The sequence below is a fragment of the Undibacterium sp. Ji83W genome (assembly GCF_049340385.1).
GTDB lineage: Bacteria > Pseudomonadota > Gammaproteobacteria > Burkholderiales > Burkholderiaceae_D > Undibacterium.
In genome coordinates this window covers 253,444-278,688 of sequence record NZ_JBMPOZ010000004.1, presented here as the reverse complement: position 1 = coordinate 278,688, position 25,245 = coordinate 253,444, and the positions used below count along the sequence as shown (strand labels likewise).

The following is a 25,245-nucleotide window of genomic DNA, read 5'->3' as shown; positions in this document are numbered from 1 at the left end:
TAGCACCGCAATATATTTGAAATATGCTGTTTTTATCCGCATCCATAACCAAACAGATAAAGTAAAGTTCAGACAAAGGACAGCGCTACAGTCTCTATGAAATAATGCGCATATTGAAGGCGCGCTCTATAAACCACAGCAGGGCAATGAAAATAACCAGCCCTGAGCCCACCTGCACGATGGCACGCTGATACAACCAGTGGCGGCGCAATAGATAGGCCAGAGGTAAAAAGCCTGCAACAATAGTCAATTGCCCTATTTCCACACCCAGGTTAAAGCCGACCAGTGCCAGCATCAGTGCCGATTGCGGCAAGCCAAGGTCGGCCAGTACGCTGGCAAAACCAAAGCCGTGGATAAGCCCAAAAATAAATGCCACCAGCCAGCGCCTGCCCTGGAAAAGCGGGAACAGATTATTCAGCGCTGCCAGAATCACAGATGCCGCAATCGCAGATTCCACCAGCCGTGATGGCAACGCCAGTACATTCAGGGCAGCCAGCGTCAGGGTAATTGAATGGGCAACAGTAAATGCCGTGACGATTTTCAAGACATCAATAGCTGCTGCTTTAAAGCTGCTGGCAGCCTCCCATTTGCCCGTTTTTAGCACCAGTACGGCGGGCAGCAACAAGGACAATAAAAACAGGATGTGGTCAAAGCCTATCCAGATATGCCAGATGCCATGAAAAATATAATCGCTGAATTGCTGCCATTTATTGACCTCAGCCACGACAAATTCCTGGCTGGTCTGCTCAGGACTGAAGATGGCGGTAGTTGTCGCATCCTTTCTGTTGACCAGACGCAGCAAGCCCTTGTGCTGGGTGTCCAGGTCAAAAAATAATTGATACTGCACTTTGATTTTTTCAGCATTGCAGGTGCTGTCGAACATCAATACGGTATAAGCACCGTCACTGTGCTGGTCTATCAGTTGTTGCCCCGCAGTCAGCGGGCATGGCTTGTCGCCTGCCATAATCTTCAATCTCGCCAGTGCATAGGCAGCGATGTCTGCATGTTTGCTGCGCACCTCATCCCAGGTCAGCTCACCATTGCCGTCTTCATCCAGGCCTATCGCAAAATCGAGGTCACGCAAGGCGATATCCCATTGCCCATGGATGCCGGTCTGGTCGGCCCGCAGGGTCATGTAACTGTCGCTGGGTTTGTGGGCATGGGCGGGCATGCTGAACAGACACAATAGCATTGCCAGCATAAGACTGCGCACCAGGTGATGGATGGTGCTGTGCATCATGACTTGACTCCCAGCTTGGTGAGTACGGGTTTCAATGTCATGTCCTGCAGTTTGTTTTGATTCAACCATGCCAGGGCCGGGGCTGCTGCCTCAGGTTCGTGCGCTGCGGCTGCTTCCAGCAAGATGCGCAAGTCTGCAGTTTCTTTTTGTATGGCCCAGTTCAGTTGCGCCAGTTTCAGGGCAATCGCCGGGCGTTTTTTTAATTGCAATTCATAACGTGCCTGCTCGCGTTGATGCACAGTGTCGCCACGCAGCATGGCGGCTTCAAAACGCTGATCGAGCAAGCTGATTTGTCCAGCAGCAAGCGAAGACTTTTGTGCTTGCAAAGCCAGCGCATAACGCAGCAATAATGCATCGACCCTGGTCTTGTCTTTCAACAGTTTGACGACTTCAGCAGGTCTTTGCTGATCCAGTAAAAAATCTGCATATGAACCCAGCAAGTAACTGTCAGGTGATGCCAGTGTCAGGGCTGTCTGATACCAGGTTTCGGCTGCTTTGACATCGCCAAGTCTGGCAGCCATTTCTGCCAGCAGTGTCGTGACCCAGATTTTTGTCCCTGCATCGCTATCTGCATTTTTTTCATATTTTTTGTAGGCTGTAGCAAGCGTTGCATAACTGTTTGTTGCGTCGCCATTCAGGCTGCCGACATTATGCAGGCAGGTCAGCGTGACCAGCTCTGGTGCCAGAGGATACAGGTGCATGCAACTGGCTTTGGCCTGGGCAAACTGGCCCTGTACCTGCAAGACAGTGGCGCGGGTCAGCCAGGCCTGGGCATTGTTCCTGTCTTGCTTCAAAACGCTGTTCAGGTCGAGCAAAGCTTCAGGGAATTGATGCGTGCTCTGCAGTATGGTGGCACGCAGCACCAGTACGCTGATGGGCGGATTTGGCAGGCCCCACCAGGGTTTCAATACCGCCTGTGCATAACCCAGATAACGCGGGTCACCGTCATTGCGGGCGGCATTGATATAGGCTTGTGCCAGTTCGCCAGCAATGGCGGGGTCGTTTGGATTTGCTGCGAGGCGTTTGCGCAATTCTGCAAAGGCACGTTGTGCCGGGTCTGTGCGCGACGGCAATTGTTCCAGTACCTGTTTACCGTTGCTGGGAATAAACGGCGTCGCCTGGGCATTGAAAGCAAGGCTGGCTAAGATCAGCGGGACAGATAAGTAGCGTGTTAGGCGCATGATATTTTTTTGAATCTCAAATTCATGGAAGGACTCAAGGCATAGTCAAAAATTGACTATGCCTTGAGTCCGGTATTGCTATGAAAACAGCGCTCAATTAATTGACACTTAATTTACACTTACTGGCTCAGTTGCTTCCGGCGCTGTGACTACTGCTGCATCTATCGATTGCGGTTCTGCCGTATCTGCTGCACCGAACAGGTTCAGCACATATTGCGTAAAGGTATCGATGACCGTGGGTGTGGTCGTCCCTGTTCCGGTGCCAGTACCGGGAGTCGTGGTACTGGTTGCAGGGCTGGAACTACCGCCACAGCCTGCCAGCATGAGCGTCAGCAACGTGCCAGCGATCAGATAAGTATGTCTAGCTTTCATGATTACTCCTTGAGTATGGTATTGAATATGACTGAGACGTTTAACGTTTCAGTGCGCCAGCCACAGGGGTTTTCAGGTAAGGGAAGGCATTGTCGATGAAGCTGCTATCCAGATAAGCACCATCAGTAAAGTCTATGCTGCCAGCCGGTGCATCAGCAGGTACACAACCTATGCTGAGTGTGCACAAACGTCCCATGACCACACGCAAGGCGATATCCACCACGTCATCACCAGGACGGCGACCATTAGGGAAACCAGCACTGTCGCCACCAATAACACCAAGGCGATTTTGCGTTGCACTGACAGGTGTTGTCGTATTCAAACGCAGCATTTCAGATGGCGTCACTACGGCTGGTTGATTGACGCCCTTGATACCTGTCAGGAAAGCAGCGACCAGATCATTACGCGGGAAGTTGGTTGGTGCCTTGACGCCAGCACTGCCAAACAAAACTTCCACCAGTGCAGGCAAGGTAGGGTTGGTCACATAGTTGATGAACTGGGCATCACCACTAGGTTTGCTGTGGTTGAACTGGTCCTTGTCCTTGAGGCCAATCACGACTTCATTCACCAGTGGCATACCCAGACGCGATACCTGCGTCCATGCTCCACCTTCTTTGGATGCCGCACCCGTGCTGCTCGGTGTCGGGTTAATGGCACGGCCCTGGCGCAAGCTGGCCGTAGTCCAGCCACCGATCACGGCTTCTTTGCCATTGGTCAGGCAACTGGTTGGTACTTCCATTTCTATTGCTGTAATGTTCTTCATTGCCAGGTCATCATGACCGGCTTTTTCTGCATTCGGATCAAATGCAGTGGCAGGTGCTTTGATGTTGATCAAGTCAAAAGTTTCACCCAGGTTGACCACGAAGGGGTCTTTACGCTGGCCGACAAATACTTTGCCCGGTGTCGTGCAACCTGGGATATTGACGGCAAACACATGCTTGGCTGCATAGCCCGCATAGTCAGGGATGGATTTATTACCAATATAGTCAACCGGTTTGTCAAAGGTGCTGGAACCGGTAGTTGCGTTAGTTACGGCCTGACGTGTACCTGTGCGGCGGTCACCTGTCACCATGGTGACGGTATAGGTTTCACGCACATTCAAACCAGCCGGATTGACGCCATCGATGGCACCACCATTGATGACCAATGGAATAGAAACTTTCTTGCCACCAACAGTAAACTGCGCATCACTATTGGTATTGGTGAAGCGGAACTGGAAAGTCAGATGTTCTTTGCCATCACCGACATTGTCGATATGGATTTCATACAGGGCATCCGGGTCCATGGAGAAATAATTCGGACCGCCGTAAGAATCCTGCAGTGGCGAATAATTGGCGATCAGCGTCGTGAAGGCAGCGCGGTTAGCTTCATAGCTGCGGAACATATAAAAGTCAGCCGCATCCACTTTTGGGTGACGGGTAATGAATGGCGCTTCGCGATGGCTGGATGCCTGTGCGGGCAGCGAGGCGATGCCGCTTAAACTCCCTGCGGTGACCAGGGCGAGTAGAATTTTTTGATTGAACCTCGATGTTACTTGTCTCATGACCAACTCCTGTAGTGTAGGAAAAATGACCGTCGAAAAGTTAAAAAACTTTACGGGCACTGTTCTTACGAAGGGAATTTGGTTTTGGATGCAACTATTTAAAAATAAATTTGCTGCTGCTTATTTTAGTTGTTGCCCGGCAAAGGACTGAGGGCGAGGGCTGAGGGCGGCCTGATTTTGCAGCCAGCTGCAAAACAGGTCCAGCTTTTTATCTTGCTTGCGGCTGCGCCTTGCCACATAGCGATAAGTGCTGGCACTAAAACCGAGCGGGGCGATCAGCCTGCCACTGCGGATATCATCTATGACCAAATGCCAGGGGGCAATGCAGATACCTAAACCTGCAATCGCGGCTTCCAGCGTGAAGTAGTAGTGTTCAAATTCCCTGCCCTCTGCCACGGGTGCCGCGCAGCCAGCCGCCAGGCCCCACATTTGCCATGCATTCGTTCTGCTGCGGGTATGCAATAAGGATTTCCCGCTCAGGTCAGCGGCTGTAGCGATCTTGATGCTGGCTGCCAGCGCGGGCGAAAGTACTGGCCCCAGCCACTCCTGAAACAGCGGCAAGATACTATCCCGGTCCCGGTCCCGGTCATCCGGCTGTTCACCCGTTTCATCCACACTGATCACCAGATCATAGCGTTCATGCCCGGAGTCTTGTGCGGCATAGGGGCGACGGTCAGTGGAACTCAGCCTGACATCGATGTCGGGATACCTGGAATTGAAATCATACAAACGCGGTATCAGCCACTTGACCATGAAGGTGTTGAAGCAGCAAACATCCAGCGTGCCGCTATTGTCATTGCGCACGGCATTCACGGCAGCGTCTAGCTGGTCAAAAGCTGTGGTGAGGGCGGGTAATAATTGCCTGCCCATGGCACTCAGTTGCGGGCGGTTCTTGGAGCCTTCAAACAAGACCGTGCCCAGGCTTTGTTCCAGTTGTTGTACCTGGCGGCTGATGGCACCGGGTGTCACCGCCAACTCGTCGGCAGCAGCAGTCATGCGCCCCAGCCGGGCCGCGGCTTCAAAGGCGCGGAGTGCATTCAGGGGTGGCAAGCGACGTTTCATTATGTGAGTTTATCGCACATATGAGCGAGTGAATATCGATTTTCTTTCAATATCCTTTCTCTGAAAATGCTGTTTGCTGTTTTAAATTTCAATCAAATCCATTTTCAGGAAATATCACATGCCATTCATCCGTACCCATGTCAGCAAGAACACCAGCCAGGAACAACGCCAGGCTATCGTCGAAGGCATACACCAGGCGCTGGTCACCAGCATAGGCATGCCACAAGACGAATTATTCAATCTCGTCAGCAGCTATGGGGCCGAAGATTTTTTCTATAGCCGCAGCTTCAACGGTGTGGCGCGCTCAGACAAACTGGTGGTTATCGACATCAGCTTGAGGCGTGGCCGCAGCGACGCCATGAAGCGTGATCTGTACGCCCACATTGCAGAAAACCTGGCAGCAAATGCGGACGTGGCAAAGGCTGATATTTTCATCTTCATGCATGAAAACGATTATTCCGACTGGTCTACAGGCAACGGCAAATTTGCCATGGCGCTGGTGCAACAGGTGGCTGCAGGTTAAACAAGAATGAGGAGGTATGTATTTTGGAGATACCTCCTGCCACCAAATTATTTGCACTTGCAACAAATTTCGTTATACTCATAGCTCTCCTCTTGGCGCTGCTGCTAGAGGTACAAATGCCCCCGAATCGCCGGAGGCGCACCTGTACTTCAAATTTTGGTAGCAGCCATGACTTCTATTTCACGTTTAAAAATGGCCCTGCAAAGGCAGGGCATACACGTTGAACATGCCAATGGCATATTCCAACTTCATCATGAACACGCACAGGCGACTGTGCTGTTACCTGATAGTCTTCCTCTGGAAGAAAAGGCAGTAAAACAATTAATGGCGTTTGCCGCTGTCAAATCGGCGGACGGGCATCATGCCGTCTGCAAGGCTTGCGCAACGCCTGACTTTCATCCAGGTAGCATTGCGCCGGTGGGTTCCATCGTTGCCACCGATGCAGGCTTTGTCATTCCCGCGGCCATAGGCACTGACATCAATTGCGGCATGCGTTTGCTGACGACAGGCTTTAATCTGTCCCAGGTCGGCCAGCACAAGCAGGCATTGATACGCCAGTTGCAAAGGGTCTTGCTGGAAAATGGCAGGGACGTGCCCGCCCATGCCAAAGCCTTTGCCGCACTCAGTGATGCCGGTCCTTCCGCTTTCCTGGACAGCTTGCCTGACAGCGGCATCTGGGCCATGGCAGACCGCGACCGTCTGCAACAGGAGCTTGCGGCCTGCATAGGCTTGCAAGAGTTTGGCGGAGCCAGTCGCTATGCACCTGAGGCCTGGTTCAATCGCGATGGCATCCTGCGTGACCCCAGCCTGGGTACGCCGGGCGGTGGCAATCACTTTGTCGAGTTGCAAATCGTCGATGCGGTTTTTGACCGCCACCTGGCTTATCGTGCAGGCCTGGCCAAGGACGATATCGTCGTCATGATACATAGTGGTTCTCGCGATGTCGGTTTCTATGTGGGCCAGCGCTGGATGGACAGGGCCAGGGCAGAATGGCCCGCCGGTCTCAAACATCCTGACAGCGCCTTGTATGGACTCAGTGGGGAACTGGCCGAAGAATACCTGCAAGCCATGGGCGTGGCAGCGCGCTATGCCTGGGCCAACCGCATGGTATTGGCAGAACTGGTCAGGCAGCAATTGCAGGCAGTGCTGGGTCATGCCAAGTCATCGCTGATAGTGGACGTGCCTCACAATGTCATCTTGCGTGAACATGGCATGAACATCCACAGGAAGGGCGCTACCCCGGCACGGGAAGGTGATCTGGCCTTGATACCCGGTTCCATGGGCGATGCCAGTTACCTGGTAGAAGGATTAGGCAACCCTGACTGGTTATGGTCGTGCAGCCATGGTGCAGGCCGCCGTGTACGCAGGCAGGATGCGCGCCGTCTGCGTCACGACAATGCCGACGCCAACTGGCAATGTGTGACCCTGCGCGAAGAACGCAAGGTGGAAGAAGCACCACAAGCCTATAAACCCATAGGTCCGGTCATAGAAGCGCAAGAAACAGCGGGCCTGATCAGGGCAGCAGTCAGGCTGAAACCCTGGGTGACATTCAAGGCATAAATATCATGAGCAATAAAAAATCCCCGCGCAATAATCATTGGGCGGGGATTTTTTATGTAGTGCGTAGCTTAGTGGACGCCGTGCATTTTTCTTTCCATCCACTTGTTCAACATCATCAGAACCAGACCAGCACCGATCGGTATCAGGGTGAAAATCAGGAAGAAGACGGACAGGGAATAGGTTTCAGAAATATGGTCGATATAGCTGCCTGTGAAACCAGCCAGTTTGTTGGCAATCGCAGTATTGAGGAACCAGACACCAAACATCAGACCCAGCAAACGCGGTGGAGCCAGTTTGCTGATATACGACAAGCCTACCGGGGAAACACAGAGTTCACCCATGGTATGGAAGAAATAAGCGGCAATCAGGAAGACCATGCCTACACTGGCTGTCTTGGCGCCAGCAGGGATGCTGGATGCGCCATACGATAAGGCCGCAAAGCCCAGACCCAGCAAGATCAGGCCAACGCCAAATTTGACCGGGCCACTCGGGTTCCAGTATTTTTCCCACATCTTGGAAAACATAGGAGCCAGGATCACCAGGAAGAAGGAGTTCAATACACCAAACCAGGTAGCAGGTACGCTGGATTGATCAAGGCCAAATTCACGGCGCAACATCCAGATCACCAACACCCAGATCAAGCCTATGCAAAGTACCAGCAAGGCATTCGATAATAGATAACGTTTTGCCGTGCCAGCAAACAACTTGATCAGCAACCATGACAGAATAATTGTCGGTATCACGGTCATCAGGCTGTTGACGATCTTGAACAGCATGCCACTTGTACCCACCAAAGCACGGTCTGTATAGTCAGCTGCAAAAATCGTCATCGAACCACCAGCTTGTTCAAACGCAAACCAGAAAAAGATGGTGAAGAAAGAGAATACGCAAATTGCTTTGAGACGGTCGGCAACGATATGTGGTGCAGCTTCTTCAGCTGCGACGACTTCGGTGGTTTGCTGGGATTTTGCCAGGCCGATATCACCAAAGATGCCCTGACCAAAATAAAACTGTATCGCACCCAGTATCATGAAGACACCGGCCAGGCCAAAGCCCATAGGCCAGGAGATATTTTCGCCAATGTAGCCGCACAACAGGATGCCGAAGAAAGCGCCCGAGTTAACACCCATGTAGAACAGGGTATAACCGCCATCACGACCGCCTTCATTATCCTTGGTGTACAACTGACCAACGATGGCAGAGATATTTGGTTTGAACAAACCGGTACCGGCAACGACCAGGCCCAGGCCGGTATAGAACATGGCAGGGGTATCAAACAGCAAACAGGCATGCCCGGCAGCGATGATGAAACCACCCAGGACGACAGAACGGCGGCTGCCAAGTATCTTGTCGGCGATATAGCCACCGAGGATAGGGGTCAGGTACACCAGGCCGGTGTACCAGCCATACAAGTCTGTTGCATCCGCTCGGCTCCAGCCCCAGCCGCCTTTGGCTGCAGTGGTGACCAGGAACAGCACCAGCAGGGCGCGCATGCCGTAGTAAGAAAACCGTTCCCACATTTCTGTAAAGAACAGGACGAACAAGCTATCCGGGTGCCCCAGAATAGTGTGTGCACCTGGCGTTTGAATTTGGTTCAAAGTGCTCTCCAATAATTATTTTGTATAAAAGTCGCAGCTGGCCGCAAAATTTTTTTCAATGCGTGCCTGAAAAATGATGTGAATTGAGTCAATTCGGCGCGTAGCTTACCACGACAAAAATCTCATATAAAAAGACATATGCTGCATCGCAGCAAAAAATGCTGTGCTGATTTCCACTGGCAGCTTTATTCAGGATGTAGCCATTTTCCCTATGGAGAGCTGACCTTTGCTAACAAAATAAATAATAAAAAAGCAAAATTTCTGTGCAGGTGCAATAGTTAAATAATGTTAAGTCAAATATATTTAATGGTATTATTTTGTCGAATTAGTAATTTACAAAAAAGCATGTAGCCAAACTCTCTGGAGAAGAAATGCAGAGACGAAGGCAGTCAATGTGTCTTGCATCTTAAAACCGGGCATTTGATCCGGGGGCGAATGTTCCGGCGCTGCTCTGTCCCCCATTAAAAAATCAGGAGACTTCGATGTTCAAATCAACAACAAGAAAATTAATCGCTCTGGCATTGGCAATTGGCTGCAGTGCTGCATTTGCTTACCCTCCACCATTCTATTTCTGCAATAAAGAATGCATCAAGCAAGCGCCACGTGGCTCAGCTGAATACAACGAATGCATGGCAGATTGCCTGTCTGGTTATCCAGAATAATTTGTTTTTTTGAGTGAGTCGCAAGCTGCCAGATTTGCTTTGAGCGGATTGGCAGATGCGACTTGCTGAAAATAGTGACCAGCATTTCAAATTGCTGGTCACTACAGCTATCAAAACTTTTCATCACATTTAATTTTTACGGGATGCAGCATGAAATTAACCAGGACGATATTGACCTATGCAGTAATCATCGCCATAGGCCTGCTCATCGGTTATGTAGTGCCACGCCTGCCCATGTTGCTGAAACCTGCGTATCAGGAAGCTGACTATTCAGCCCACTTCCAGAATACCAGCAGCAAAGTCCTTATGTATGGCACCGCCAGTTGCAGTTTCTGCAAAAAGACGCGGGCTTATTTTGATGAAAACAAAGTGGCATTCGTAGATTTGGATGTAGAAAAATCGCCTGCTGCGGCAGCCAGACATGCAGAACTGGGTGGCGAAGGCGTCCCCGTCATCATCATAGGCAAGCGCATGATACGTGGCTATCAGCCAGAAGTATTTGCAGAGGCTTTGCAGGCCATGGCGAAGACGCAGACTGCTGCAAAGTGACTCAATTCAGATAGCACCGACAAGCTAAAAAAAATGGACATCAAACGCTGGGTTTGAGATCCATTTGTATGTGCCACAAGTTTTGGAGAATTAGCTCACTTTAAACACCAGCAATGCCTGCCATAACTTCTGCGCCTCTTCTTTCAGCGAAGCCGCCGCAGCAGACTCTTCCACCAGTGCCGCATTTTGCTGGGTAGTCTGGTCCATCAAGCCTATCTCATTCGTGATCTGCGCTATGCCATGGCTTTGCTCGGCAGAAGCGCTGGAGATTTCATTAAGTATCGTTGACAAGCCTTCTACCGACGCCAGTATCTCGGTCATGGTTTTACCAGCATGACCAACCACTTCCGAGCCCACATCCACTTTGGCGATTGAGGTTTCTATCAGTGACTTGATTTCTTTCGAAGCGACGGCGCTGCGCTGTGCCAGGTTGCGCACTTCTGAAGCCACCACGGCAAAGCCACGACCCTGTTCACCCGCCCTGGCAGCCTCGACCGCTGCATTCAGTGCGAGGATATTGGTCTGGAAGGCGATGCCTTCTATGGCGGCAATAATGTCAAACATCTTCTTGGATTCAGCCGAGATATCTGCCATGGTATTCACCACCTTGTCGACCTGGGTGCTGCCGCGTTGCGCAGTCTGCGCCGCAGAGACGGCGAGCTGGCGGGCTTGCTCGGCATTGCCGGCATTTTGCTTGACGGTCTGGTTCAGACTTTCCACACTATTGGCAGTTTGCGCGAGGGACGACGCCTGGTTCTCTGTCCTTTCAGACAGGTCGATATTACCCATGGCAATTTCGCCAGACGCATTCGAGACAAATTCGCTACTGTCACGTATATGGGTGACCATGCCCGTCAATTGCTGTTGCATGCCTTGCAGTGCATACAACATGCTGCTGCGGTCACCGGGTTTCAGTGTCACTACTGTAGTCAGGTCGCCTTCTGCCACGCTCCTGGCAATATTCACGGCTACATCCGGCTCGCCACCTAGCGGGGCGATCACCAGTTTGTTGATGACGAAAGTCAGTATCGCTGATACCACCAGCACGCTGAAGATACCGATCAGGATGGCGGTGTTGCGCAGGTAATGCACATCAGCCAGGATTTTGTTCTCTGGCACGCTGATGACAAAAGACCAAGGCGTCGTGGTGGCACCTATCTGCACAGGCACATAGATGCGGTTCACCGTCGTCTGCATGGTGCTGTGTTCAAAGCTGTCGCTATAAGTCTGGCCAGCCTTGATAGCCGTCTTTGCAGCTTTTGCAGCGGCACTGTCGCCTATGTTTTGACCGACATTTTTAGCATCGACGTCGCCGATATAGATACCGTTGTTGGAAATCAGACTGGCATAGCCAGTCTCATAGGGATGGATTTTGCTGACATCTTCCTGGAAGCTGGCAACCGGTAAATCCACGGTGACTGCACCAACAACCTGGCCCTTGGCCTTGACCGGAACGGTGACCGTGGTCATGAACACGTCCTTGCCAGCGATCTTGTACATATACGGTTCCAGTAAGACTTCATTGCCGCTTTTTCTGGCCAGCAAATAATAGTCTCCCGCACCTTCTTTCTCATAATCAGTCAGGGCTTCGACCTGGGTCTTGCCGCTGCCACGGTTCCAGTACGGCAGGTAGCGGCCAGTGGCATCATGGCCTTCCTTGCCAGCGTATTCGCTATCTTTGCCATCGAAGGCATTGGCTTCCCAAATCGTGCCTACGCCAGTAAATTCAGGGTGGCCTTCCAGCACGCTCTTCAGTAGCAGGTCTGCATTGGCACGGTCAGCCTTGCCGTTGGCCTGCATCGCAGCCAGCTCGAACGCCAGGCTGCGTGCTGCATGCAAAGCCAGGTTGATGCGCTCTGCCACCTTGCCTGCATTATTGATGGCAAGTTGTCTGGCGTATTGCTGGGCAGATTCCTGCTGCATGCTGCCAGCTTGCTTGGTCAGCAGGCTGATGGTCACGGTAAAACCGGCCAGCACCATGGCCAATACAGCGAAGAGCATTTTTGCCCGCAAACCAAAGCGGGCCGGGGATGTCGTTAATGTCATGATACTGAGCCTTGCTTGTATTTTCTGTGCAGAAATGCCTGCAATGACGTGAATGATATGACGGATTAAGGCATTCTTGCCGTCGCATTCAACATACAAATAAGAACAGTGATTATTTGCAACGATTTTGCTTGCCAGTATGACAAATTAGGGTAAATATCAGCAGTCTTTATATATCCAGAATATTTTTGACCAGAACTACCGACGGTATTAACTGTCATAGTTTTGCGATCAGCATCCGCAATCATTAAATAAACAAATAAGCATACAAGGGAGAAAATGCAATGAAGTGGAAAACCATGGCTGCCGTTGGCGGTCTGTATCTGGGCATGATGGCGGGGACAGCCCAGGCCGTCACAGTCGAGCAGGTGAAAACCTTTACCCTGCCAAATGGCATGAAATTCCTGGTGCTGGAAAACAGCACGATACCAAATGCGAATATGTACACCTACTGGAAAGTTGGTTCGCGTAATGAAGTACCGGGCATCACCGGTCTCTCGCATTTCTTTGAACACATGATGTTCAATGGCTCCAAAAAATTCGGCCCCAAGCAATTTGACCGCACCATGGAAGCCAATGGCGGTGCCAATAATGCCTATACCAGCAATGACCTGACGGTGTACCAGGACTGGTTCCCGGCCACTGCCCTGCCTACTATTTTTGATCTTGAGAGCGATCGTATCGCCAATCTCAGCATAGACCCAAAAATGGTAGAGAGCGAGCGCGGTGTAGTCTTGTCCGAGCGCAGTACTGGTCTGGAAAACTCCAATCTTCGCGCCCTGTGGGGTGAAGTCTATGCATCTGCATTCCGTGCACATCCCTATTCCATCCCCACTATCGGCCATGAATCCGACATCAAGGCCTGGACGCAAGATGACTTGCAGCGTTATTTCAATGTCTATTATTCCCCGAATAATGCGGTGGCTGTCATCGTCGGTGATGTCAAGGCAGCAGAAGTGAAACGCCTGGCCGAACAGTATTTTGCCAATGTGCCGCAACGTGCCCTGCCGCCTGTCGTGCGTACGGTAGAGCCAGAACAAAAAGGTGAGCGCCGGGTATTCGTGCGCAAGGAGTCTGCCACTGCTGCGAACCTCATGGTGTCGTACAAGATGCCAGCGAGCAGCCATCCTGACTACTATGCCCTGAGTGTCATCGCCAGCATACTCACTGACGGCAAGACTTCGCGCATGTATCAGGCTTTGGTAGATCAACGCCTGGCAACCCAGGTCGGTGCCGATCATGGCAAGAATTTTGACCCTGGCCTGTTCAATTTCTTTGCGGTTGCTGCCAACAAGGTGCCTGCCGCCAAGGTCGAGGCCGCATTGCTGGCCGAGATAGACCGGCTGGTCAAGGACGGCGTTACGGCAGATGAACTGCAAAAAGTGAAAAACCAGAAGCTCTTGAATTTCTACCGTGCCCAGGAAACCATCAATGGCAAGGCCGCCCAACTTGGTGAATATGAAATGTTCTTTGGCGATTACAAGAAACTGTTCGACGCACCGGATGCCTACCGCAAACTGACTCCTGCCGATATCCAGAGCGTTGCTGCCAAATACTTTAAAAAATCACAGAGAACAGTAGGCGTGCTCGCTGCCGTGGAGGAATAAGATGATGACCCAGAAAATGATCAGTAAAAAAATTCTCGCCTGCAGTCTGGCCAGCTTGAGCTTGTTGGCAGCGAATAGCCAGGCTGCCGAGTTCCGCCTGCCTGCCTTTGAAACCACCAAGCTGCCTAATGGCCTGACCGTGTATTTGATGGAGCGTCATGATGTGCCCCTGATTGCCGTGCGTGCAGTCGTCAAGGCTGGTGCCGTCAGTGATGCTGGCAATGCAGGCTTGTCCAACCTGACAGGTGATGCCTTGTTACTAGGTAGCAGCAAGTTTGATAAAAAGACCCTGGACCAGAGCTTTGATTTCCGTGGTGGCCGCATTGCCAGTGCCACGACGACAGAATCCACTTCCCTCAATGCAGACTTTGCCAGTGCCGATGTGGATGTGCTTTTGCCCATCTTTGCAGACGCCATTTTGCATCCCTCATTTGAGGCAGAAGAATTCGGCAAGCTGCGCTCACGTACTGTTGATGGTTTAAAGCAGGCCAAGGAAAGCCCGCGCAATGTCGTGCAAACTTATTATCGCAGCATGTTGTTTGGTAACGGTGCCTATGCCAATCCAGTGGCCGGTACGGTAAGCAGCGTGACCGCATTGCAACCCCAGGATGCCAAAAAATTCCATGACAGTTATTACCGTCCTGAAAATGCCGCCCTGGTGATCGTCGGTGACTTCAAGCCCAGCGTCATGCGCGCTCAGTTGGCAAGCTTGTTCGGTGCTTGGAAAGCCACAATTGCCGCGCCTGCTATAGCTGCCAATGGCAAGGTAGAAGCAGACAAGGCCCGCGTCTGGCTGGTCAACAAGTCAGATGCTGTCGAAACCACCTTCCTGTTTGGTGGCAAGGGCATAGCACGCAATGACCCTGACTATGTACCGCTGCAAGTCATCAATACTATTTTGGGCGGGCGTTTTACTTCCTGGCTCAATGATGAATTGCGTGTCAATTCTGGGTTGACTTATGGTGCCAATAGCAGCTTCATTCCCCTGGCAGAGACGGGCAGTTTTGCTGTTTCCAGTTTTACCGCCACCCCCAAGACCGAGGCCGCACTGGCATTGGCGACCAAGACTTACCAGCGTCTCTGGGACAAGGGTATTGATGCGGCTACCCTGGAATCGGCCAAGGCCTATGTCAAAGGGCAATTCCCGCCGCGTTTTGAAACCAATCAGCAACTCGCAGGCTTATTGGGTGAAATGTTTGTTGCCAAGGTAGGACGTGAGCAAATTGATCATTTCATGCGTGACGTTGATGGCCTTAATGTAGAGAAAGCCAGGCAGTTGGTGGACAAACATTTCCCCCGCGATAAGCTGCAAATGTTATTGATCGGCAAGGCAGAAAGCATACGCGGCATTGCTGCCAATTATGGCGAAGTCACTGAGCTCGACATTACTGGCAATGGCTTTGCGCCGGGCGCAAAATGAGTGATTCGCGATATGGGTTCTTAACTAAGCTGTAAAAAGCCTGTAAAGCGCTTACAATGCAATAAAAACTCCGCCCCTTAGTTTGCAAATAAGGGGCGGTAGTTTTTTATAGGGCAAAAAAAATTATCAAATTAGCCCTGAAATCATAGTCAAACGGCGGTCAAGCTGCGGTTAAGCTTGTAGTTAAGTTGTAAATCAGGATGCTCTGTTAATGATAAGTATTAAACCCTTGTTTGTCGTCGCTACACTTGCTCTGTTAGCCTCGACTAGCAGCCAGATCCAGGCTGGCAATGTGGCTGAATCCGGCTACCAGCTGCCACCGGCAGAATTGCAAGCCGTGGTCGATGCTCCCAGAGGCCCGCTGTTTCGCCTGGGGCCGCAGCGCAAGACAGCATTGCTGCTGACCCTGCCTGGCCTGCCCGGTATTGCCGATGTCTCCCAGCCAGAATTACGCCTCGCGGGTTTGCGCATCAATCCGCGTACCCGTGCCGCCAGTCATTTTGATTTTGGCAATGGCATGAGTTTGCTGGATGTCGCCACCGGCAAAGCGCGTGAAGTCAAAGGCTTGCCAGCCAAGCTCAAGATCGCCGAAACCGCCTGGTCACCTGACGAACAATGGCTGGCTTTCAGCCTGTGGGTAGAAGGTGGTGTTGAACTATGGTTGCTGGATATCAAAAAAGGCACGGCCCGCCGTCTGATGGCAGACAAACTGAATGCCGTAACCGGCCCCGGGTTTTCATGGATAGAAGGTTCAGAAAAAATACTGGTCAGGCTGACCCCCCAGCATCAAAAGGAATTGCCACCTCTGCCTGCAGTACCGGCAGGCCCGAATATGCAAGAGACCAAGGGTGGCAAGGCGCTGCAAAACCGCATCTACCCAGACATGCTGAGAACAGCGCGGGACAGCGATACTCTTGACTGGTATCTGCAGACCCAGCTCGGCATCGTTAACCTGAATGGTGAGGTGCGTCGCATCAGCCGCCCCATGACCCTGATCAAATCCCTGGCGTCCCCTGATGGCAAGCTGATCTTGACCACGCAATTGCGCCGCCCTTATTCCACCATGTTGCCGGTAGACCGCTTTGGTCAGTTGATAGAACTTTGGGATATCCAGGGCAAGAAGGTCAAGACCGTGGCTGAGCGTCCATTGCGTGAACGCATCCCCACAGGCAATGATGCCGTGCAAGCGGGGCCGCGCGATTTTGGCTGGCGCACCGACAAACCCGCCACAATGTACTGGCTGGAAGCACAGGCAGGTGGCGACCCGGAAGTGAATAGCAAAATCCATGATGCCCTGTTCCAGCAGGCAGCGCCGTTTGATACACCGGCGCAAAAAATCATGGACCTGGGCTGGCGTTTTGGCAATGTACAGTGGGGTAATGATTACCTGGCCGTCGTGACCGAGAACTGGCTGAAAACCCGTGATACCCGCACCTGGCGCATACAGCCTGGTGTGCCGGACAGCAAGCCCGAACTCATGTTTGTGCGCAAGTCAGAAGACCAGTACAGCAACCCCGGTAACCCGGTGATGACACAAAACGCACAGGGCCGCCTGGTCTTGCGTATCAGCCCGGATGGCAAGGCCATCTTCTTTACTGGCACTGGTGCCAGTGCCGAGGGTGACCGGCCTTTCCTCGATAAATTCGACCTGACCAACAAGCAGATCACCCGTTTGTGGCGCTCACAAGCGCCATACTATGAAGAAATACAGGCATTGCTGAATGACAAGGGCAACAGCTTTATTACCAGCCGTGAGTCAGTTGAAGAGAGACCGAACTTCTATTTCTATGATTTGCAGGCAAGTGCGGCACCGCGTGCCCTGACGCAATTCCCGCATCCCATGCCGCAGTTCAAGGGCATCAAGAAACAGCAAATCCGTTATGAAAGGGAAGATGGTGTAGACCTGACCGCCACTTTGTATCTGCCACCCGGCTACGATCCCAAGCGCGATGGCCCGCGCCCTGTGCTGATGTGGGCTTACCCACGTGAATTCAAATCGGCAGAAGCGGCTGGGCAAGTGATAGGTTCACAATACAAGTTCAACCGCATTTCCTATAACGGCCCGCTGCCCATGCTGGCCCGTGGCTATGTCGTGCTGGATGGCCCTACCATGCCCATCATAGGGGAAGGCAAGAAAGAACCAAACGATACTTATCTGGAACAATTGAAGATGGATGCCGAAGCAGCCGTCGATGAAGTCGTGCGCCTGGGCGTGGCAGACCGTAACCGCATCGCCATCGGTGGTCATAGCTATGGTGCCTTTATGACGGCTAACTTGCTGGCGCATACCCGCCTTTTCCGTGCCGGTATTGCCCGTTCCGGGGCCTATAACCGCAGCCTGACGCCTTTCGGCTTCCAGTCTGAAGACAGGAATTACTGGAAAGCCAACAAGGTCTACCAGGAAATGTCCCCCTTCAATTTTGCCCACCAGTTCAAGGACCCCATCCTGTTCATCCATGGCGAGCAAGATAATAATTCCGGTACTTTCCCCATGCAAAGCGAACGCATGTACCAGGCCATACAAGGCCTGGGCGGGGCCACCAGGCTGTCGATGCTGCCGAATGAAAGCCACAGCTACCGCGCCCGCGAATCCATCTTGCACATGCTGTGGGAGCAAGATCGCTGGCTGGAGATGTATGTCAAGAATGCCAAGCCTGATAGTTCGAGAGATTAAGACGGCGGAGAAATAATAGAAAAGGCGGCAGATGCGACATATCTGCCGCCTTTTCTACATGAACTTAAAGTTTTGCATTAATATGCAAATTGAATCTTTTTCTACATGTAGCCATGCTAAAAGCCGTCATTCTGGATGCGAATGCTGTTGCCCGTAATTTGCTGACTTCTGTTTTGGTGAATGGGGGGCATGACGTAGTGGGGGATGCCAATCTGACGCCCGCCAGCCTGGCCCGCGTGATCAAGCTCAAACCACAGATTGTTTGCGTGGACATAGGCGAAACCGATGAAGAAGGCCTGGCTTTGCTCGACAAGATCAAGGCTGAATTGCCCAAGGCACTGCTCTTCCTGGTGTCATCAAAAATTGACGCGACCATATTGCAGACGGCCCAGCAACGCGGGGTACAGGGTTTTATTGTCAAACCCTTCAATTCTGTGGCGGTACTGACCTCCATACGCAATACCATCATACGTATTGCCAAACAGCAAAGAGCCAGCGCAGCGGAAGATGGCAGCGAGGCCGGGGCGGAATAATTCGTCGCTGCAAAATCGCATTTCATCGACTGTCAGCCAGTTTTATCGCATTTTTCCCGTCTCGTTACGACTTTCCTTAGACTAGCTACAACATCATAAGGAATCGCCATGCCAGCTACCAATCCTATGCGCACAACCATGCACACTTCAGAACAATTACTGCCATCCGAAGTCACGGCTAGAAGTGAAACCTGGCTGACCCGCGCCCGTAACTACCCGGTGTTTTCACGTACCTGGTTCCGCTACCGGGCACAGGCCTGGATAGGTATGTTTGCCTTGGTTGACTTGCTGGTCATAGTGACAGCGCTGGTAGCGGATGCGGACCTGCGCAAGATGGCAGTGGCCTTTGTCCCGCTGACCATAGGTGGTACGGCATTGCATTTGATCGGCCCTGGAATGGCAGTCTGGGTAAGGAACCAGGCCTATGCCAGCAAGAAAGAAGCCATATCACTGACACTTGCCCTGTTAGTTGGTGCAGGCATCAGCTATGGCATTATTTCTGGGACTAACTATGCCACCAAGTACCTGGCTTACGGTGGTGAAAATATGGAATTTGCCGTCGAGGGCAGTATTACTGCCTCCGGTGCTCCGACGTCGAAAGCAGACAAGCCAGCCGCCGGAGTGACGGCACACCCGGTCGCGGAGGGGGAGAAGGACAAAAACGTCAGCAAGATTGAGCAATCACCTGCCCTGAAAATGCTGGTGCAAGGTTTTTCCATATTCATTGTTTTTGGTCTCGTCACTTATACTGCGGGTGCGATTGACCTCTGGTATTTCTTCCGTCAAAAAAAGCGCATGCTGGAAGTCATGCGCCAGCGCGAACTCAGCCTGGCACAAGAAGCCCGCCGTGAAGCCGAATTACGTTTGTCCGTACTGGCCGCTCAGGTCGAGCCGCATTTCCTTTTCAATACCCTGGCAGGTGTGCGTTCCGCCATCTTGACCGAGCCTGAAAGGGCCACCGCCATCGTTGATCACCTGGTCGATTACCTGCGCGCCACCATACCGCAAATGCGCAATGATGGCAGCTCTGCCCAGGCCAGGCTCAAGCAACAACTGGAAGCCGCCAGCGCTTATCTGGGTCTCATGCAGGCACGCATACCACGCCTCAGTTATAGCGTCGATAGTGAAGTGGCAGACGCTGCCTTGCCACCGCTGATGTTGATTTCTTTGGTCGAGAATGCCGTCAAACATGGTGTGGAACCCAAGATAGGTGCTGTGCATATCGCTGTTTATGCAAAAAAGATCGAGCGCTATGGCGTAGACATGCTGGAACTGACAGTCGCCGACAATGGTGTCGGTTTTGCTGGCAGCAATTCTGGTACCGGTATAGGCCTGGCGAATATCCATGAGAGGCTGGAATCTACGTATGGTATCCGTGCCAGCCTGGTGTTGAAAGCCAGGCCTGAAGGCGGCGTAGCTGCGACTATATTGTTGCCTCTGGAAACCTGATAAAAATGAAGAAAGTAATGCCATGACCACAGCCATCATTGCCGATGACGAGGATTTACCACGCAAGGAATTGCGCCGCATGCTCCATAAAGTCTGGCCAGAACTTGAAATACTGGCCGAATGCGAACATGGTGCCGAAGCACTGGAAGCAATACATCAGGAAGAACCAGACATCGCCTTTTTAGACATACGCATGCCCGGCATGACAGGTCTGGACGTTGCGCATGCCGTAAAAGGACGTTGCCATGCCGTCTTCACTACTGCCTATGACAGCCATGCACTGGATGCCTTTGCTGCTGGTGCCGTCGATTATTTGCTCAAGCCTATCTCTGAAATCAGGTTACAGGAAGCCGTTGCCAGGTTGAAGGAGCGCATCGCCAGCAAACAGCCAGTGACCGATGTCAGCCAGCTCATGTCTGAACTCGACAAGCGCCTGAAAAATACAGCGGTGGAACGCATACGCTGGATCAGTGCCAGCGTTGGCGACACCATCAAGATGTTCCCGGTAGAAAAAATCCTGTTCTTCAGTTCAGACGAAAAATACACGCGCGTAGTGTGCGCCGATGATGAAGCCCATGTGCGCAAGCCCTTGAAAGAAATCATGGATGGGCTCGATCCAGACATTTTCTGGCAAGTGCATCGCGGTACCGTCGTGCGTGCAGATGCGATTACCCGTGCGCACAGGGATGAGATGGGTAAGTACACGGTGGAACTGCGCGGTTTGCAAGAAAAATTGAAGGTTAGTCAGGCTTATGCATGGCGCTTCAAACCCATGTAAGAACATGTTTCCGATCTTACTGCGCGAGCGTGATCGTTACTGCGCGAGCGTGATCGGGGCTCATGCGCTGCTCTTCACCCCGCTGACGCTCGCTACACATCGTAAACATATTCTAAGTGCGGCCATTAAAAACCGAATCTGGAGTTGCTGGGTTTCAATGCGTTCCCTCCCTTTCAAGGGGAGGGTTAGGGTGGGGATGGGTTTCGGTTAATTAACCTCAATGAATTTACGCTGGAACCCCATCCCCATCCCAACCTTCCCCTTGAAGGGGAAGGAGCTAAAAAGGTAGATCATGAATACACTGGACTTCACTCTGTAAGAGTTTCTGATTTGCAAAAAACCACAATCAAAAAACGAAACGCTTGATGTTTTCATTCAAGTCGAATTAAGATAGCGCTGGCGTTGAATCCAGCGCCATTAATTTAAACAATAAGATTTGGACCTATCCAGACTATTCCCTCGCAGTTTCTGCTTCAGAATACCCTCAGTTTTATGTACTGAGCGGCTAGTAATCCAAATAATAAAAACAACAGGAAATTCATACCATGCTACAAAAACCTACACTGATAGATATCGGTGCGAACCTCAGCAACCATCGTTTTCATACTGACCTTGACGCCGTGATTTCACGTGCAAAACAGGCGGGCGTGGAACACATCATCATCACCGGAACATCCGAGCGCGCCAGCCATGATGCGCATGCGCTGACGCAAACTTATCCCGGCTATTTGAGCAGCACCGCAGGTGTGCATCCGCATGAAGCAAAAAACTGGAATGCGCAGTGTGCAAAAGCGATAGAAAAACTTGCAGCCAGCGATACTGTGGTGGCCGTTGGTGAATGCGGCCTCGACTATAACCGCATGTTTTCGACGGAAGTACAACAACGCGCCTGCTTTGAAGCGCAATTGCAATTGGCAGTACGTTTGCAAAAGCCCGTTTTCCTGCATGAGCGCGATGCGCATGAAGATTTCTTTGCCTTACTGAGGCAATACCGTCCACAACTGAAAGGCGCAGTGGTGCACTGCTTCACTGGCAACACAGAAGAATTGCTCGCCTATCTCGACCTTGACTGCCACATCGGTATCACCGGCTGGATATGCGATGAAAGACGTGGCGATGATTTGCGCAAGGCTGTCAAATACCTGCCCAAAGACAAACTGATGATAGAGACCGATGCCCCGTTTTTATTGCCACGCAATTTGCCGGTGCGCCCGCAAGATAACCGCAATGAGCCCATGCATTTGCCAGTGGTGCTGGAAGCAGTCGCTGCTATTTTGCGAATATCGCCGGTGACGCTGGCACAGCAAATTCGAAAAAATACTGAACAGTTTTTTGCTTTGGTCACATCAGGATCATGAACCCTTGTTCACACTTTTTGCTCTGCACCTTCAACAACTTCTGCTGAAATTGACGGTGCAACTGATGGCGCAACTGATGTTACCATTGCCACTGGCTTTTGCAAGCCGCGCGACCAGCGTAGCAGGCCAACTGCATAGCTGATGTAATAAGCCGCCAGCATGCCAAACAGGAACAGCGTCAGCGGGCTGCTGGAAAAATCACCAGGTGGCGCAGTAAAGGATTTAGTGGTGAAATACAGCGTACCCATGCGCCAGGCAATCCGGCCTATCATCAACAGCGACAGTGCAATCCCGAGATGGGCATTCGGTGTATAGAATTTTCCTGCCGGACTGTTATCAAATTTGGTCAGACGCAGACCATAAAAACCGAGACCACTACCGACTATCAGCCCACCCAGCATGAACAGTATATTGCCTTCATGATTCAGTGCGCCAAACGCCACCAGCGCAATCAGGACAGGGAAAATGCAGACCGTGAGAATGGCACGCACACCTGAGTATTTTTGTCTGCCCACCATGCGCCGGATACGCGAGACTATGCGCCAGACTACGAAAGCGCCGATGGCGGCACCGAATAGCATTGATGCTGGGCTTGTACTCATGATGGACTTTCAGTTTCGCATGCAGAAGAAGCGTAAAAGTCTACCATGTACAAAAATTCGCCTGTACCAGAATGTATCAGGCCAGTGATTTCCACTGGCCTGAGGGCGTGTTTATTGCAAGAGATCTACCGCATCATACGAATAACCTGGGCTCAGATAAGTCGTACCGCTGGAGCCGCTGATGGCCGTCAGGGTCAGGGTATTTTCACCAATCACAAAAGCACTGGCTGGAATAACAAACGTGTACATGGTGTTGTTGCCACGATAGCTGCCTACAGTCAGGGTGCGGCTGGACGGCTGGGTTGATGCTGCCGGATTGGCAGAGACCCAGGCATTCATTTGTGCTTTCGGGCGTCCGCCAGCATAGGCAGTGGTGATACCTACCCGCAGTGTGTGGTCGGCAACCTGGCTGGCAGTCAGGTTGAACTTGATGGTGTAGCTGCCATTCACCGATTTCCATTGATAGGCAGGGAAGTTGGCTGCGGCAGTGGAGCTGCCTATCACAAAATTACCAGGCACCCATGAGCTCATGCGTACATCGGATGGATGCATGGTGGTGACTTTGTCGCCATTCAACAGTTCTGCGGGTGTGCCATCCCAGTCACCTATGCGCCACAGTGCTGCGCTGCTGCTGGGGTCACCGGTAATGGTAATGGCACCGGTGTTAAAGGTGCTGCCAGCATTCACGGTGACCGTGCGGGTATCGACAGCCAGCTCGTTTTTGTAGATCTTCATGGTGTAGGTGCCGGGTATCATATTCGGGCTGGAGAACGAACCATTGCTGGCATTTGCCGTGGCCCAGTATTGTGCCGTCGTATTCGAGAAACCCACGGTATAGCCATAGCTGGTGTTGCGGCCATTGATAGCTGTGCCTGCCACTGCACCACGTGCTGACGACGGGGTATATCCACTCATGCCCATGTTGGCAAACCATGAAGTATCCAGCGTGCCGGGTGCCGCACCATTGGTGAATACCAGGGTGTAGGTATTCAAGATGCCGGGGCGGTAGGCTTCCGTCTGGTTTTCACCGTAGTTGACGATGTAAGTGATTTCCTGATTGGTGGACGTAATCTGGTTCAACAGGCTGCGGAAGAAGGGGCCGCCGGAACCACCTTCATTATTATCCCTGACCATCCACAGACCCGCGCTGCTGCTGGTACCGCCTATATAAGACCAGTCCTTGAGCCGCATATTTGAATAATGCTTGGAACGTGTCTCGCCGTTTGCCATGCCAAAGATGTCGCCAGATTCTATGGCACCGGTATTGTTGCGCAAGTCTGAAGGCCCGGGACCAAACGGCAGTACGCCTACGGGCACGCGCACGATATACCGCACCAGATTCAGCGTGTCGGGTTCGCTGGTGAAATAAGTACCCATGTAAATGTGCGGGTTGCCTCGTTTGGCCAGGTAGTAATGGGTCAGGTTGCCTGCCTGTACGGTGACTCGGATATAGTCGGTATTGATGACGTCGGCATTCACTGTTACTGCAGATATGCCTGTGTACAGAAAATCAAAGCCGCTATTCACCTGTGAGCCACGCGACTGGTCCTGGTATTGCACGCCGTTATAAATCAGTGAGGCGATGTCACCGGCAGACTGGGTGCTGACGCCATTATCCAGACGGCGTATCTTGAAGACCAGGCCGGCACCGGTATCGACGATAAAGAAATTGCTGTCGGAAGTCAGGCCGAAAGTGTCTGCTGGTGATGCTTGTACAGGCGGAACTGCAGCCGTCAGCGCACTACCGCTTTGCGAGGTCTTGCCAGCGTCACTGCCACCGCAAGCTGCCAGCAAGGTCAGCATGCTTAACAATATACCGCTTGCCCAATAGCTACGTAATTTTCTTGTTTTCAATTTTGTCTCCTGTTATTGATAGGATGTGATTCAGTTTCTTTATATTTTCATCTTGAGCGGATGTCGTGCTTTTCCTTTTCAAATGCATGAATGTACAAATGTCCAAAAGTAATAAGGCATGCGGCATGCTCATGCCTTATGCAGGATGTGGATGCGGTGAAAAATTATTTGTTAGTTCTTTACTCTGATACTGTCGCGGGCGTGGAATGGTCGTACGCTTTTGAGACAGCAAACATCAGCAGGATACTGGTAGGTATCCCACATGGTTTGCTGTTCTGCAGACAGTCATCGTGATCGCATCTGCGCAGCTTCCGCGATCAAAAAACACAATGAAATAGTGTGATGTTTGAGTTGATGAAAAGAGTTTTTGTTTGCGGCGAGTCAGGTACAAAAATCCTGCTGCGCAAATCTCGTGTAGTGGATGCAGTATTATTTTCTGTATTCAGCGTGTCAATTCAATTGGACAACAATAACGACGTTTCCAGAAATAAATCATTTTTTTGAGCGATCTGGATCTATGCTGAGTCACCGTTGCAATGCATCAGGATCAATGGTCTTTTTGCGTGCAGATTTTGCCATGTCCGAAAGCTGCCAGCAGCTTTTCCTGTAGTTTGTTAAGCTGCTGTCCTGATTC

20 protein-coding genes are annotated in these 25,245 nt (G+C 51.7%); 11 read left to right on the top strand and 9 right to left on the bottom strand.

The genetic code is table 11. The features are described from left to right. Positions 1-94: 94 nt before the first annotated feature. From ACO0LD_RS10275 to ACO0LD_RS10255, 5 genes are all read right to left on the bottom strand, one after another. Entirely contained in the window at positions 95-1,240 is a 1,146-nt protein-coding gene (locus ACO0LD_RS10275) for a HupE/UreJ family protein (protein ID WP_423006345.1), read from the bottom strand. Next, the gene (locus ACO0LD_RS10270) at positions 1,237-2,421 is read right to left on the bottom strand and encodes a tetratricopeptide repeat protein (protein ID WP_423006343.1); all 1,185 of its coding nucleotides are present in this window, start codon (positions 2,419-2,421) and stop codon (positions 1,237-1,239) included. Before ACO0LD_RS10270 ends, ACO0LD_RS10275 begins: the two co-directional genes overlap by 4 nt. A gap of 108 nt (positions 2,422-2,529) precedes the next feature. Continuing rightward, entirely contained in the window at positions 2,530-2,793 is a 264-nt protein-coding gene (locus tag ACO0LD_RS10265; RefSeq protein WP_162044238.1) for a hypothetical protein, read from the bottom strand. A gap of 40 nt (positions 2,794-2,833) precedes the next feature. Next, positions 2,834-4,336 carry a DUF4331 domain-containing protein gene (locus tag ACO0LD_RS10260; protein ID WP_423006341.1) on the bottom strand — a complete coding sequence of 501 codons (1,503 nt, stop codon included), beginning with the start codon at positions 4,334-4,336 and terminating at the stop codon, positions 2,834-2,836. Positions 4,337-4,456: 120 nt separating this feature from the next. Next, entirely contained in the window at positions 4,457-5,398 is a 942-nt protein-coding gene (locus ACO0LD_RS10255) for a LysR substrate-binding domain-containing protein (RefSeq protein ID WP_423006339.1), read from the bottom strand. Positions 5,399-5,516: 118 nt separating this feature from the next. Here ACO0LD_RS10255 and ACO0LD_RS10250 point away from each other — a divergent pair, with 118 nt between their 5' ends. Beyond that, positions 5,517-5,921, top strand: coding sequence for a tautomerase family protein (locus ACO0LD_RS10250; RefSeq protein WP_423006337.1), 405 nt, complete (start codon positions 5,517-5,519; stop codon positions 5,919-5,921). A gap of 168 nt (positions 5,922-6,089) precedes the next feature. Continuing rightward, positions 6,090-7,481: an RtcB family protein gene (locus ACO0LD_RS10245; RefSeq protein WP_423006335.1), complete on the top strand. Its 1,392-nt coding sequence runs from the start codon at positions 6,090-6,092 to the stop codon at positions 7,479-7,481. 68 nt (positions 7,482-7,549) lie between these two features. Here the strand turns inward: ACO0LD_RS10245 and ACO0LD_RS10240 are convergent, their stop codons facing one another. Beyond that, the gene (locus ACO0LD_RS10240) at positions 7,550-9,079 is read right to left on the bottom strand and encodes a peptide MFS transporter (protein ID WP_423006333.1); all 1,530 of its coding nucleotides are present in this window, start codon (positions 9,077-9,079) and stop codon (positions 7,550-7,552) included. A 482-nt stretch (positions 9,080-9,561) separates the two neighbouring features. Here ACO0LD_RS10240 and ACO0LD_RS10235 point away from each other — a divergent pair, with 482 nt between their 5' ends. Next, positions 9,562-9,741, top strand: coding sequence for a hypothetical protein (locus ACO0LD_RS10235; RefSeq protein WP_423006331.1), 180 nt, complete (start codon positions 9,562-9,564; stop codon positions 9,739-9,741). Between the two features lie 150 nt (positions 9,742-9,891). Further along, the gene (locus tag ACO0LD_RS10230; RefSeq protein ID WP_423006329.1) at positions 9,892-10,290 is read left to right on the top strand and encodes a glutaredoxin family protein; all 399 of its coding nucleotides are present in this window, start codon (positions 9,892-9,894) and stop codon (positions 10,288-10,290) included. Between the two features lie 90 nt (positions 10,291-10,380). Here ACO0LD_RS10230 and ACO0LD_RS10225 read toward each other — a convergent pair whose 3' ends face one another. Beyond that, positions 10,381-12,336 carry a methyl-accepting chemotaxis protein gene (locus ACO0LD_RS10225; protein WP_423006327.1) on the bottom strand — a complete coding sequence of 652 codons (1,956 nt, stop codon included), beginning with the start codon at positions 12,334-12,336 and terminating at the stop codon, positions 10,381-10,383. 284 nt (positions 12,337-12,620) lie between these two features. Between ACO0LD_RS10225 and ACO0LD_RS10220 the strand changes: the two genes are divergently transcribed. The 7 genes from ACO0LD_RS10220 (at position 12,621) to ACO0LD_RS10190 (ending at position 22,155) form a co-directional block, all read left to right on the top strand. Further along, the gene (locus ACO0LD_RS10220; RefSeq protein ID WP_423006325.1) at positions 12,621-13,943 is read left to right on the top strand and encodes a M16 family metallopeptidase; all 1,323 of its coding nucleotides are present in this window, start codon (positions 12,621-12,623) and stop codon (positions 13,941-13,943) included. Position 13,944: 1 nt separating this feature from the next. Continuing rightward, positions 13,945-15,363 (top strand): M16 family metallopeptidase, encoded by a 1,419-nt coding sequence (locus ACO0LD_RS10215; RefSeq protein WP_423006323.1) that lies wholly within the window; start codon positions 13,945-13,947, stop codon positions 15,361-15,363. A gap of 211 nt (positions 15,364-15,574) precedes the next feature. After that, on the top strand, positions 15,575-18,037 hold the full coding sequence (locus tag ACO0LD_RS10210; protein ID WP_423006321.1) for a prolyl oligopeptidase family serine peptidase: 2,463 nt from the start codon (positions 15,575-15,577) through the stop codon (positions 18,035-18,037). 113 nt (positions 18,038-18,150) lie between these two features. Next, positions 18,151-18,570, top strand: coding sequence for an ANTAR domain-containing response regulator (locus tag ACO0LD_RS10205; protein ID WP_423006319.1), 420 nt, complete (start codon positions 18,151-18,153; stop codon positions 18,568-18,570). Positions 18,571-18,678: 108 nt separating this feature from the next. Beyond that, entirely contained in the window at positions 18,679-20,019 is a 1,341-nt protein-coding gene (locus ACO0LD_RS10200; protein ID WP_423006317.1) for a sensor histidine kinase, read from the top strand. A gap of 22 nt (positions 20,020-20,041) precedes the next feature. Then, on the top strand, positions 20,042-20,797 hold the full coding sequence (locus tag ACO0LD_RS10195) for a LytR/AlgR family response regulator transcription factor (protein ID WP_423006314.1): 756 nt from the start codon (positions 20,042-20,044) through the stop codon (positions 20,795-20,797). Between the two features lie 545 nt (positions 20,798-21,342). Further along, on the top strand, positions 21,343-22,155 hold the full coding sequence (locus tag ACO0LD_RS10190; protein WP_423006312.1) for a TatD family hydrolase: 813 nt from the start codon (positions 21,343-21,345) through the stop codon (positions 22,153-22,155). An 8-nt stretch (positions 22,156-22,163) separates the two neighbouring features. On the opposite strand, the gene ACO0LD_RS10185 is transcribed toward ACO0LD_RS10190, so the two are convergent. Together ACO0LD_RS10185 and ACO0LD_RS10180 are read right to left on the bottom strand one after the other, a co-directional pair. Then, a complete protein-coding gene (locus tag ACO0LD_RS10185) occupies positions 22,164-22,757 on the bottom strand; it encodes a hypothetical protein (RefSeq protein WP_423006310.1) in 594 nt (197 codons plus the stop codon). 111 nt (positions 22,758-22,868) lie between these two features. Further along, entirely contained in the window at positions 22,869-24,611 is a 1,743-nt protein-coding gene (locus ACO0LD_RS10180) for a rhamnogalacturonan lyase B N-terminal domain-containing protein (RefSeq protein ID WP_423006308.1), read from the bottom strand. Positions 24,612-25,245: the final 634 nt, after the last annotated feature.

Coding starts and splice junctions, on each gene's coding strand:
- ACO0LD_RS10245 (WP_423006335.1), top strand. CDS start 6,090: ATGACTTCTATTTCACGTTTAAAAATGGCCCTGCAAAGGCAGGGCATA.
- ACO0LD_RS10255 (WP_423006339.1), bottom strand. CDS start 5,398: ATGAAACGTCGCTTGCCACCCCTGAATGCACTCCGCGCCTTTGAAGCC.
- ACO0LD_RS10230 (WP_423006329.1), top strand. CDS start 9,892: ATGAAATTAACCAGGACGATATTGACCTATGCAGTAATCATCGCCATA.
- ACO0LD_RS10205 (WP_423006319.1), top strand. CDS start 18,151: ATGCTAAAAGCCGTCATTCTGGATGCGAATGCTGTTGCCCGTAATTTG.
- ACO0LD_RS10235 (WP_423006331.1), top strand. CDS start 9,562: ATGTTCAAATCAACAACAAGAAAATTAATCGCTCTGGCATTGGCAATT.
- ACO0LD_RS10195 (WP_423006314.1), top strand. CDS start 20,042: ATGACCACAGCCATCATTGCCGATGACGAGGATTTACCACGCAAGGAA.
- ACO0LD_RS10225 (WP_423006327.1), bottom strand. CDS start 12,336: ATGACATTAACGACATCCCCGGCCCGCTTTGGTTTGCGGGCAAAAATG.
- ACO0LD_RS10220 (WP_423006325.1), top strand. CDS start 12,621: ATGAAGTGGAAAACCATGGCTGCCGTTGGCGGTCTGTATCTGGGCATG.
- ACO0LD_RS10265 (WP_162044238.1), bottom strand. CDS start 2,793: ATGAAAGCTAGACATACTTATCTGATCGCTGGCACGTTGCTGACGCTC.
- ACO0LD_RS10215 (WP_423006323.1), top strand. CDS start 13,945: ATGATGACCCAGAAAATGATCAGTAAAAAAATTCTCGCCTGCAGTCTG.
- ACO0LD_RS10260 (WP_423006341.1), bottom strand. CDS start 4,336: ATGAGACAAGTAACATCGAGGTTCAATCAAAAAATTCTACTCGCCCTG.
- ACO0LD_RS10275 (WP_423006345.1), bottom strand. CDS start 1,240: ATGATGCACAGCACCATCCATCACCTGGTGCGCAGTCTTATGCTGGCA.
- ACO0LD_RS10210 (WP_423006321.1), top strand. CDS start 15,575: ATGATAAGTATTAAACCCTTGTTTGTCGTCGCTACACTTGCTCTGTTA.
- ACO0LD_RS10250 (WP_423006337.1), top strand. CDS start 5,517: ATGCCATTCATCCGTACCCATGTCAGCAAGAACACCAGCCAGGAACAA.
- ACO0LD_RS10190 (WP_423006312.1), top strand. CDS start 21,343: ATGCTACAAAAACCTACACTGATAGATATCGGTGCGAACCTCAGCAAC.
- ACO0LD_RS10270 (WP_423006343.1), bottom strand. CDS start 2,421: ATGCGCCTAACACGCTACTTATCTGTCCCGCTGATCTTAGCCAGCCTT.
- ACO0LD_RS10200 (WP_423006317.1), top strand. CDS start 18,679: ATGCCAGCTACCAATCCTATGCGCACAACCATGCACACTTCAGAACAA.
- ACO0LD_RS10185 (WP_423006310.1), bottom strand. CDS start 22,757: ATGAGTACAAGCCCAGCATCAATGCTATTCGGTGCCGCCATCGGCGCT.